Below are 10,933 nucleotides of genomic sequence, written 5' to 3'. Positions count from 1 at the left end.
ATTCGCGCTTCTCCATGGTCGTTCAGCAACTCCATGGAATACCAGGATGGGCAGCCCCTGCTGGGGCATGCCCCAGCAGGGGCTCAACGCCCCAGACCAAAGCGAATTTCCAGACCTCAGGGTTCAGCACCTCATGGTTCCGCAGGAACCGAACGGTGGGCACATCGATGACGACGACCATCAGCATGCCGACGATCGACTTGGCGAAGGGCAGCTTCCAGGTCTGCGCACCCGGACCGGATGGGGCGTGTGGGGATGCCCCCTGTGTGGCAAGCGCAATCCTCGGTCTTTCGGCGGGGTCTTCGATCGGACGTGTGTCAGGCCTCAGGGCGTGGCCGTGGATGACGCCACGGATGGGTCATGCCGTTGGGAAGGCTGGGTTCACATCGGTTCAGAGAGCCGCAAGCGCGCGAGCCCCGGGACCGAATCTCCCGCCTGGAACTTCGAAGTCCGTGTCGCCTGGTCCTCGTCGATCGCTCACCCCGGCCTTGGGGCGATGCCGTGCCGCAGCCCTTCCCGGGCATGGGTCACGCCATCCGGCAATTCTCTTGCCTCGCCGTCAATGCACGGATCATTCGCAAGCGGCCGCTGACCGCCCATCTCGGCCGAGGTGACGACGCGCGCGCCGCGACTGACCGGATCACGCAACCTATTCTCCGGTCCGTGCGGGCCGCAGTCCGAGCGCCAGGGCCGCCGCGACGGCGGCGAGTGTGGCCACCCCCACCCCCGGCAGCGGCGCCATCCCCAGCGCGATCAGACCGCGCAGCACCCCCAGAAACATCGCCAGCGCCGCGGCCCCGCGCGCGCCCGCGCCCATCACCTGCCGCGCCACCGTACCGTCCCCGATGCGCAGCACGCCCGCGCTCACGAACAGCATCCCCACCGGCAGCGCAATCAGCGTGCCCGAGACGGTGGGCCCCAACCGCTCGGCCGCCAGCGTCACCCCGGCCACCAGCGCTCCGGCGGCCAGCGCGCGCAGCCCCTCGGCCCGTGGCGCCCAAACCGCCCGGTGGCGCACCGGTGGCGGCGCGCCGCGCAGCACCCACAGCCCCAGCGCCCAGGCCAGCGCGAAGACGCCCGCATTGCCGGCCCATCCGGTGGCCCAGCCGGCAGCCCACGCCACCGCCAGCCACGCCGCCAATGCGGCCCCCAGCACGCCCGCGCGCCCCATGCGCCCCGCCAGCCGCGCGACCACCACCGCGAACGCCACCGTTCCCGCCAACGCCCCCAGCGCATCCTCGGCGGCGCGGGCGACAAAGGCCGCGTCACGCTCCAGCGCCAGCACCGCAAAGCCCGGGCCGATCACCACCGGGGTCGCGATGGCGACCGCTGCCACGCCGGGGCGGGCCCGCGCCACCAGCCAGCCCATCGCCAGAACGAAACACGCCGTGGCGCCCACCCGCACGGCCAGCGCGACGCTCAGCACGCGCGGGCCGCGTAGTGCGCGGACAGCGCCGCCTGAAGCTGCGCGACGGCGGTGGCGGGCGCGGCATCGGCGCGCGCCGCAACCGAGGCGGCCGCGCGGTCCCGCCAGTGCACCAGCCGCGCGCGGTCCTGCGCGCGCGCGGCGTGGCGCACGCTGCCCGCCACGACCGTCAGCACGCAATCGGCCCCGCGCGCGCGGGCCAGCACCAGCTCGGCCACCCGCGCGGGGTCGTGCGGCAGCCCCCCCGCGACGCCGTCCAGCGCAAAGGCCGCCAGATCGGCCGGGGCGCCCGTCGCAATCACGCCATGGTCAGGGGCCAGGAACGCCGCCGCCGCGCCGCCGGTGGTGGCCATCGCCAGCGTCTCGGCCACGCTGGCCTGCCCGAGGCGCGCGGCGAGGCGCAGCTCGGGCAGCAGATCCTCATCGTCGTTCAGGGCGCAGTTGTCGGTGCCGACCGCCAATGTCACGCCCGCCGCGCGCAGCGCCTCGACCGGTGGCGCACCGTTCGACAGCCGCAGGTTGGAGCCGGGGTTGAGGGTCACCGCCAGCCCCTCGGCCGCCGCGATGGCGATGTCGCCGGGCGTCATGTGCACGCCGTGCGCGCAGCTGGTGGGGGCGGCGAACACCCCCAGCGACCGCAGCCGCGCCAGCGTCCCCTCGGGGTAGAGGCGCCGCGCGGCGGCCGCCTGCGCGGGGGATTCGAGCAGGTGGAAGTGCACGCCGATCCCGCGCGCCACGGCATCGTGCGCGACCCGGGACCACAGATCGTCGCTGACCCACTGCGGCCCCGCCGGGCCCCAGGCGACGCGCACCAGATCGCACGCTTGCGCCTGCATCCGGTCCATCAGCGCGCGGCTCGCCGCCCAGTCGGCGGCATAGGGCGGTGCGCCCGCCCCCACCAGCGCGCGCGCGCCCGCCGGCAGCCCGGCCGCAAACGCCCCGGCATCGGCATCGGGATAGACCAGCGCGCCGCGATCCTGCAGCCCCACGCACACCGTCGCGCGCAGCCCCGCGTCGCGGTAGGCGGCGATCTGGGCAGACAGCTCCCCCTCGTAATCTCCGGTGGCATAGGTGTAGTTCGCGTGCAGCGTCGCGGTGACGCCGCAGGCCAGCATCGCCTCGGCGGCGGCGCGGGTGACGGCATGGATGTCGGGCGGGCCGTGGCGGCGGCGCCCGGCGATCCACCCCTCCAGGGTCGCGTCGGGATACCCCATCAGCAGCTGGCTGATCCCCCGCCCGTGCTGATGCGCGTTCACCAGCCCCGGCATCAGCACCGCATGGCCCAGATCGACGCCGCCGCCGATCTGCGCGGCCGGGCCCACGGCGACGATCCGCCCGCCCTCCAGCCGCACCGCGCCATCGCGCAGCATCCCCGTGGCCGTCAGCACCCAGTCCGCGCGCAGGGTCAGCGGCGCGCTCATCGCAGCGGCCGGTCGAACATCTGCTCGGGCAGCCACAGCGCGATGCCGGGGAACAGGATCAGCAACGCCACCATCCCCAGCATGATCGCCGCGAACGGCAGCGCGCCGATCATCACGTCCACGATGGAGCCCGAGGTCCGCACGCCTTGCACGATATAGAGGTTCATCCCCAGCGGCGGGGTGATCAGCGCCACCTCCATCATCACCACCAGAAACACCCCGAACCACACCGGGTCGATGCCGTAGCTGACGATCACCGGCACCACGATGGGAATGGTGGCGATCATCATCGACAGCGTCTCCAGGAAACAGCCCAGCACGAGGTAGAACAGCACCAGGATAAGGATCAGCTGCAACTGGCTGACACCGTATTCGGTAATGGTGCGCGCCAGCACCTGCGGGATACCCAGAATGCCGATGATGAAGTTCAGATACTTGGCCGCGATGATGATCAGAAGGATCATCGCCGTCAGCTTGACCGTGGCCAGAAGCGCCCCGTGCAAGAGCGCGATGGAGAACCGCCGCTTGGCCATCGTCACCATCAGCGCGCCCATCACCCCCAGCGCGGCGGACTCCGACGGCGTCGCCCAGCCGAGGTAGATCGACCCCATCACCAGCCCGAAGATCGCCATCGGCGGCAGGATATCGAGCAGGTTGCGCAGCTTGACCGACAGCGGCGCGATGGGGATGGGGGTTCCCGCGATGGCCGGGCGGATCACCGCCACGATCAGGATGTAGAGCATGAACATCCCCGACAGCATCAGCCCCGGGATGATCCCCGCCACAAACAGCTGCCCGATGGAGGTGTTCGACATCGAGCCATAGATGATCATGTTGATCGACGGCGGGATCAGGATGCCGATGGTTGCGCCGGCGGCGATGGAGCCGAGCGTGATCCGCTCGTCATAGCCGCGCTCCTTCATGATCGGCACCGCGACCGTGCCCATCGTCGCGGCCGTCGCCACGGACGAGCCCGACACGGCGGCAAACAGCGTGCACGACGCCACGTTGGAGTGCAAAAGCCCCCCCGGCAGCCGCCGCAACCAGTCCGACAGCGACCGGTACATCCCGTCGGTCACGCCCGAGCGGACCAGCAGCTCGCCCAGCAGGATGAACAGCGGAATCGCCGTCAGTACGAAGTCGTTGAGCGACCCCCACGCCTGTCCGCCGAACACCATCAGCGTCGGCGTGCCCAGATACAGCGTCGCCCCCAGCACCCCGATGATGAACAGCGACACCGCCACCGGCAGCCCCGAGAACATCAGCGCCAGCATGGTCAGGAACCCGCCGAACGCCCCCATCACTCCGATCATGGCGCGTCTCCCCCGATGCCGGTGCCGCGCCCGGTGACGCTGGCCTTTTCCTCGGCGATCTCCTCCTCCAGCGATTTCGCGCCGTACCATCGGTGCAGGCCGGGGTGGCCGGTGACGGCCAGCCACAGCGCATGCCCCGCCGCCAGAACGGAATAGACCGCAAACAGCCCCAGCCCCGCGACCCACACCGCCTGCGGCACCCACAGCGGCGTCTGGCTGGGGGTGCCGGACAGCGACCGGAACTCGATGCTCTCGCCCATCACCGACCAGCCGCGCCAGAACAGGAACACCGCCATTCCCGCGATCGCCAGCATCGCCAGCACATCGAACACGCCCGCTGCGCGGCGCGGCAGGCGCTCCAGCACAAGCTCGATCCGTGTGTGGCCGCGCAGCATCAGCGTGTAGGCAAACCCGAAGGCGGCGGCTGCGGCCAGCGCATAGCCGCCGAATTCGTCCGCGCCCTGCAGGGAAACCCCCACCGTGCGGCGCAACACCACCTCCAGGCTGACGAACACCGCCACGGCCAGGATCGCGTAGCCCCCCAGAAGGGCGACCAGCCGCACCACCGGGCCGAGGATGCGTTCAAGCGGATTGTCGTCCATGGCGGGTCCTTTCCTGGAGATGCCTCGGGGCCGGGAAGCGCCGGCGTGGGGCGCCGCGGGATGCCCCCGCGCGCCGGCTTGCGGGGGGCGCGGGGGTGTCAGCGGATCTCCAGCCCGCGCGCGGCGCCGACGGTCTCGTTCCACACGGTGGAGCAGTTGGGATCGACCGCGTTGCAGGTGTCGCGCCAGATCGGCAGAACGACGGTTTCCGCGACCTCGGCGATGGCGGCCTGGTCGGCGTCGCCGATCTCCACCAGGGTCATGTCGAAGGGCTTGTGTTCGACGCATTCGCCGCCGGTGCTGCACGACACCGCGTCGCCGTTGGCGGTCAGCGCCAACTCCCACAGCTGGTCCTCCAGCGCGGCGAAGGCGTCCTGCAGCGCGATCTGTTCCTCCTCCGAGAACCGGTTCCAGGCGTTGAGGTTGATGAAATGCCCCTGCACCGAGCCCGACACCGCCAGCGGCAGCAGATGCGTCGTCACCTCGGGCCAGTTGCCGGTGTTGGCCGAGGTGGGCGAGGTCACGCCGCACGACACCACGCCGCGCTGGAGCGCCGGATACACCTCGGAGAATTGCAGCGTCACGGGGGTGGCGCCGAAATGCTCGATCATCGCCGACATCGAGGGCGTGAAGGAGCGGATGCGCAGGCCCTGAAGGTCCTCCAGCGTCTCGATCGGCGCGTTGCAGAAGAACACCTGCGGGCCGAACGGCCACAGCGTCAGCACCTTGGCGTTGAAGCGCGCCTGCAGGCGGGCGTCGAACGCGGCGCGATAGGCGTCGACCGCCGCGCGCAGGGCTTCCATGTCGGTGGACACCCCGATCAGGTCGATGCCCTCGAAGAACGGATCATCCCGCGAGGCCATGCCGATCTGCACCGACATCACGTCGAACGTGCCCGAGCGCAGCATCCGGAACGCGTCCGAGGCCTGCACCCCCACCACGTCCATCGGGTTGTAGTTGGCCACCACATCGACCCCCGAGGCGGCGCCGAGATCGGCGAAGAACCCGCTTTCGATGCCCACATGCTTCTGGTTCTGCGAGAAGTTGCCCGCGACCCGCAACTGGGTCTGCGCCGCGGCGGTGGTGGCCATGAGTGCGACCGCACCCGACAGAAGGACCGGTTTCAGCATGATGCGCGCTCCCGTGGTTTGCATACACTTTCGAAGGATGCGCGGGATCGAGGCATCGGGGAAGACGGAAATTTCGCGGGTCCGCGTTTTTTCCGGCCGGGTGCCGGATTTCAGGGGATTGTGCGGGTCCTTCCGCCCAAAACGCCCGAAAACCGGGCAGCTTTTGAAAGAAACAGGCCATCCGGGGATGATTCGCTGATCTTTTCATCTGGTCACGCCACGCCGGGTCGGTATGACTGACAGCAGGGAGCAGGGCCGCGGCGCCCCCGCGCCCGCCGACCCACGACGGAGGAGGATCCGAAAAATGAATGCAGAAAACCCCGGCACCCCCTTGCGGATCGGCATGCTCACCCCGTCCTCCAACACCGTGCTGGAACCCGGCACACAGGCGCTGTGCGCCCCGCTGGGGGACCGCGCCAGCGTGCATTTCGCGCGGTTTCGCGTGACGCAGATCGGGCTGGATGCCGCCGCCGACAGCCAGTTCGCGCAGGAGCCCATCCTGGCGGCGGCCGAGCATCTGGCCGACGCCAAACCCGCCGTGATCGCGTGGAACGGCACCTCGGCCAGCTGGCGCGGGATCGAGACGGACGAACGCCTGTGCGCCGCGATCACCGCGCGCACCGGGGTTCCCGCGACCTCGGCCATGCTGGCATACGATGCGGCGATGGCGGCGCTTGGGGTGCGGCGGCTGGGGCTGGTGACGCCCTACACGTCCGATGTGCAGGCCGCGATCGCACGCAATTACGCCGCGCGCGGGATCGAGGTCGTGGCCGAGGATCACGCGGGCCTGCGCGACAACTTCTCGTTCGCCGACATCCCCGAGGACCGCGTGGCCGAGATGTGCCGCACCGTGGCCCGATCCCGCCCCGACGCCATCGCCATCGTGTGCACCAACATGCGCGGCGCGAACCGCGCCGCCGCGCTGGAGGCGGAGCTGGGCATCCCCATCCTCGATTCCGTGGCGGTGACGCTGTGGGGCTGCCTGCGCCACGCGGGGATGGATGCGCGCGCGCTGGCCCGGTTCGGCCGGCTGTTCGACCTTGTGCCATGACCGCCCACACGCTGCATGACCGGCTGGTGGCGGGCATCCGCGAGCTGATCCTGCGCGGAGAGCTGACCGACGGCGCCCGCATCCCCGAGGCGGCGCTGTGCACCCGCTTCACCGTTTCGCGCACGCCGCTGCGCGAGGCGCTCAAGGCGCTGGCGAGCGAGGGGCTGGTCACCCTGCGCCCCAACCGGGGCGCGGTGGTGGCCCCGCTCGATGCCCCCGGCCTTGCGCAGGTGTTCGAGGCCAAGGAGGCGCTGGAGCGATTCATCGGCCTGCACGCCGCCACCCGCGCCGATGCGGACGATCTGGCCGCGCTGGAGGGGCTGCATGCCGATCTGGCCGCCGCACGCGACGCCGGCACCTACAGCGAGGTCAACGCGGCCTTTCACGACCGGCTGGCGGCGGCGGCGCGCAACGCGCCGGTGCAGCAGATGTACGCGGCGCTGCAGGTGCAGGTGCGCCGCGCCCGCCACGCCATCAACCACGACCCCCGCCGGATGCAGGCATCGCTCGCCGAGCACGAGGGCATCATGGCCGCGCTGCGCATCCGGGCGCCGCTCGATCTGGCCGAACGGCTGGCACGCCACAACGCCGCCACCGCGCGCGCGTTCCTGGCGCAGTTCGACGGGCGGGCCTGAGGCCCCCCTGCCCTCACCCCCGGTGGTGGGTGTCCGGCACGCCATGGACCGGCGTCGCGATGCCCTCCATCCGCGCCTTCAGCTGCAACGCCAGAAACTGCGAGTAATGCCGCGACTGGTGCAGGTTGCCGCCGTGGAACCACAGCCCCGGCTGTTTCGTGGGCTTCCACATGTTGCGCTGCTCACCCACCCACGGGCCCGGGTCCTTGGTGGTGTCCGACCCCAGCCCCCAGCACTTGCCGACCATGTCGGCCACGTCCTGCCCGATCAGATCCGCCGCCCAGCCGTTCATGGACCCATAGCCGGTGGCATAGACGATCAGGTCGGCCTCCAGCCGCGTGCCGTCCTCCAGCACCAGGCCATCCTCCACCACCTCGGCCACGTTGCCGTGCGCGAGCTTCACCTGCCCGTCGATGATCAGCTGCGAGGCCCCGATGTCGATGTAGTACCCCGAGCCGCGCCGCAGGTACTTCATGAACAGCCCCGAGCCGTCGTCGCCCCAGTCCAGCCAGAACCCCGCCTTCTCCAGCCCGGCATAGAAGTCGGCGTCGACCTCGCGCATCCTGTCGTAAAGCGGCTTCTGGAAATCCGCGAGCAGGGCATAGGGGATGGAGGCGAAGATCAGGTCCGCCTTCTCCGTCGTCATGCCGCCGCGCACCGCCTCCTCGGAGTAAAGCGCGCCGAGGCCGATCTCCATCAGCGTCTCCGACCGCACGATGTGGGTCGAGGACCGCTGCACCATGGTGACGTCCGCGTCATGCTCCCACAGGGCCGCCGCGATGTCGTGGGCGGAGTTGTTGGAGCCCACGATCACCGCCTTCTTGCCCCGGTACGCATCCGGCCCCGGATGGCGCGAGGAGTGGTGCTGGTCGCCCCGGAACCGCTCCATCCCGGGGAACTTCGGCAGGTTGGCCTTGCCCGACATGCCGGTGGCCAGCACCAGCTCGCGCGGGCGCAGGGTGACCTCCTGCCCGTCGCGGTCCACGACGACGGTCCATTCGCCGGTGGCCTCGTCATACTCGGCGGATTTGCAGGTGGTGCGGGTCCAGTAGTTCAGCTCCATCACCCGCGTGTACATCTCCAGCCAGTCGCCCAGCTTGTCCTTGGGGGTGAACACCGGCCAGGTCTCGGGGAACTTGATGTAGGGCAGGTGGTCGTACCAGACCGGATCATGCAGGCACAAAGACTTGTAGCGGTTGCGCCAGCTGTCGCCGGGGCGGTCGTTCTTCTCCACGATGATCGCGGGCACCCCCAGCTGGCGCAGGCGCGCGGCCAGCGCGATGCCGCCCTGCCCGCCGCCGACGATCAGCACATGGGGCTGGCGGGTGTATCCCAGCGCGCGCGCCTCCGCCTCGCGGTCCTCGGCCCAGGTGGGGCGGTCCTTGCCGGCGCCGTGGTTGGCGCCCAGCGGGCGGTGCAGGCCGCGCGGTTCCTCGTGGCCCTTCAGCTCCACCATGGTGGTCAGCAGGGTCCAGATCCTGCCGTCGCGCAGCCGGATCAGCCCGTGGCCGCGCGCGACCGCCGTCTCGAAGTCGATCCACGCGGTGGTGACGCCGCCGTCCTCGGTCGCGACCTCGCCTTGGGTGACGCGCCAACCGGTGGGGCGGACATGGGCGAGTTGCGCGCGCAGCATCTCCGCGATCTCGTCGTGCCCCGAGGCCGTGTGGATGTTCCAGGTGAAGCTGACGAGGTCGCGCCAGTGGCCATCCGTCGCGAAGCAGGCCGTGGCGCGGTCGATGTCGCCGGCCTCCAGCGCCGCGCCGAAGGCCTCCAGCATCTGCGTGGCCGCGTCCTGTGCGGTGGTGTCGAGCATGTCCGTCCTCCCCTTTGGTGTGTCGTCTCCTCCGCCGCCGATCATGGCAAATGCCGTGCGCAATGCACCTGTTTTCTGAGGGCGGCCGAGGGGCGCGTGGGGCCGATTGACGACTCACGAAAGCTTGATCAGTGTCGCGCGCAGCCAAACCCGCAAAGGATGCCGCCCATGCACCGCAGATCCCTGTTCGTGACCGCCGCCGCCGCGCTGGCATTCGCCGCCCCCCTCGCCGCCCCTCTGGCCGCGCAGGAGCGGGTGTTCGTCGGCATCGCCACCGGTGGCACGGGCGGCACCTATTACCCGCTGGGCGGCATGCTGGCGCAGCTCATCTCCAACAACGCCGTGCTGGAGGACCGCCGCCTCTCCGCCACCGCCGAGACCGGCAACGCCTCCGTCGCCAACGCGGCCCTGCTCGCGCGCGAGGAAATAGAGACCGCCTTCATCGCCGCCGACATCCTCGACGCGGCCTTTCGCGGCGTGAACCAGTTCGAGGGCAACGCGGTGGAGAACATCCGCGCGCTCGGCTCGCTCTATCCCGAAACCGTGCAGATGGTCGCGCGCACCGGCGCCGATATCGCGGGTTTCGGCGATGTGGCGGGAAAATCGGTGTCCTCCGGCGCGCCCGGCTCGGGCCAGTGGCAGCTGCTGGGCGATCTGCTGGAGGTCCACGGCCTGACCCGCGACGATGTCAGCGAGGATCTGTCGTCCTTTGCCCAGTCCGCCGACAAGCTGCGCGACGGCAACCTCGACGCCTCGCTGATCACCGCCGGCATCCCCACCGCCTCGATCACGGAACTGGCGAACGCCCATGACGTGGTGATCGTGCCCCTGTCCGGCCCCGAGATCGCCGCGCTGCAGGAGCGCCAGCCCTACTACGCCACCGCCACCCTGCCCGCCGGCACCTATCGCGGCGTGGAGGAGGACGTGGAGACGCTGGCCGTGCGCGCCATCTGGGCCACCCACGCCGGCGTCGACGACGAGCTGGCGTATGCCATGGTCAAGGCGCTGTATGAAAACACCGACATCCTCGCGCAGGTCCATGTGATGGGCGCGCAGATCTCGCTGGAAACGGCACTCGAGTCGATCTCCGTGCCGCTGCACCCGGGGGCGGAGCGGTTCTACCGCGAGATGGGCCTGATCGACTGATGGCGGCGGGGCGGCGGGCGGTCCTGGCCGTGCTTCTGGCCACGCTCGCCGCCCCGGCGGCGGCCTGCCCCGCGGTGGCGGTGGTGCGGCTGGCCGACGGGGCGGAGGTCGCGCGGCTGCCCGCCCCCCACGGCTTTGCCCTGCGCCACATCCACTCCGTCACCCTGACCGAGGTCGAGGCGCGCTACACCCTCGCCCCCGACGGCACCCTGCGCCAGACCGAGGAGCGCGCCACCGACCCCGGCCCCGGCATGGACCACACAGCCCCCATGCGGACCGAGGGCGGCGCGCTCGTCACCCCCCTCGACCGCCCCGTCGCGCGGCTGGTGCTGCGCGCCGCCCCGGCCTGGGACAACCGCCTGATCGCAGGCGCCACCACCCTCGACCTCACCCGCT

10 protein-coding genes are annotated in these 10,933 nt (G+C 70.7%); 4 read left to right on the top strand and 6 right to left on the bottom strand.

Features of this window, described 5'->3' with window-relative positions; genetic code table 11:
- Positions 1-649 precede the first annotated feature (649 nt).
- The 5 genes from CCR87_RS09645 to CCR87_RS09625 form a co-directional block, all read right to left on the bottom strand.
- Positions 650-1,426, bottom strand: coding sequence for a hypothetical protein (locus CCR87_RS09645; RefSeq protein ID WP_201157318.1), 777 nt, complete (start codon positions 1,424-1,426; stop codon positions 650-652).
- A complete protein-coding gene (locus CCR87_RS09640) occupies positions 1,420-2,847 on the bottom strand; it encodes an amidohydrolase family protein (RefSeq protein ID WP_201157317.1) in 1,428 nt (475 codons plus the stop codon). The genes CCR87_RS09645 and CCR87_RS09640 overlap by 7 nt, the downstream gene beginning before the upstream one ends.
- Complete coding sequence (locus CCR87_RS09635; protein WP_201157316.1) at positions 2,844-4,160, bottom strand: TRAP transporter large permease; 1,317 nt, start codon at positions 4,158-4,160, stop codon at positions 2,844-2,846. The genes CCR87_RS09640 and CCR87_RS09635 overlap by 4 nt, the downstream gene beginning before the upstream one ends.
- The gene (locus CCR87_RS09630; RefSeq protein WP_201157315.1) at positions 4,157-4,762 is read right to left on the bottom strand and encodes a TRAP transporter small permease subunit; all 606 of its coding nucleotides are present in this window, start codon (positions 4,760-4,762) and stop codon (positions 4,157-4,159) included. Before CCR87_RS09630 ends, CCR87_RS09635 begins: the two co-directional genes overlap by 4 nt.
- A 98-nt stretch (positions 4,763-4,860) precedes the next feature.
- On the bottom strand, positions 4,861-5,892 hold the full coding sequence (locus CCR87_RS09625; RefSeq protein WP_201157314.1) for a TRAP transporter substrate-binding protein: 1,032 nt from the start codon (positions 5,890-5,892) through the stop codon (positions 4,861-4,863).
- Positions 5,893-6,196: 304 nt separating this feature from the next.
- Between CCR87_RS09625 and CCR87_RS09620 the strand changes: the two genes are divergently transcribed.
- Complete coding sequence (locus CCR87_RS09620) at positions 6,197-6,943, top strand: maleate cis-trans isomerase family protein (RefSeq protein WP_201157313.1); 747 nt, start codon at positions 6,197-6,199, stop codon at positions 6,941-6,943.
- Complete coding sequence (locus tag CCR87_RS09615; protein WP_201157312.1) at positions 6,940-7,578, top strand: GntR family transcriptional regulator; 639 nt, start codon at positions 6,940-6,942, stop codon at positions 7,576-7,578. The genes CCR87_RS09620 and CCR87_RS09615 overlap by 4 nt, the downstream gene beginning before the upstream one ends.
- 13 nt (positions 7,579-7,591) lie before the next feature.
- Here CCR87_RS09615 and CCR87_RS09610 read toward each other — a convergent pair whose 3' ends face one another.
- Positions 7,592-9,391, bottom strand: a complete 1,800-nt coding sequence (locus CCR87_RS09610; RefSeq protein ID WP_201157311.1) for an NAD(P)/FAD-dependent oxidoreductase — start codon at positions 9,389-9,391, stop codon at positions 7,592-7,594.
- A 168-nt stretch (positions 9,392-9,559) separates the two neighbouring features.
- Here CCR87_RS09610 and CCR87_RS09605 point away from each other — a divergent pair, with 168 nt between their 5' ends.
- Both CCR87_RS09605 and CCR87_RS09600 read left to right on the top strand, forming a co-directional pair.
- Entirely contained in the window at positions 9,560-10,537 is a 978-nt protein-coding gene (locus CCR87_RS09605) for a TAXI family TRAP transporter solute-binding subunit (protein WP_201157310.1), read from the top strand.
- A partial coding sequence (locus CCR87_RS09600; RefSeq protein WP_201157309.1) for a DUF1850 domain-containing protein occupies positions 10,537-10,933 on the top strand: 397 nt, incomplete at its 3' end. The genes CCR87_RS09605 and CCR87_RS09600, both read left to right, overlap by 1 nt.

Source organism: Rhodobaculum claviforme (assembly GCF_016653255.1).
Classification (GTDB): domain Bacteria; phylum Pseudomonadota; class Alphaproteobacteria; order Rhodobacterales; family Rhodobacteraceae; genus Rhodobaculum; species Rhodobaculum claviforme.
Note: the sequence above shows the minus strand (reverse complement) of the source record. Positions and strands in the feature narration are given on the sequence as shown.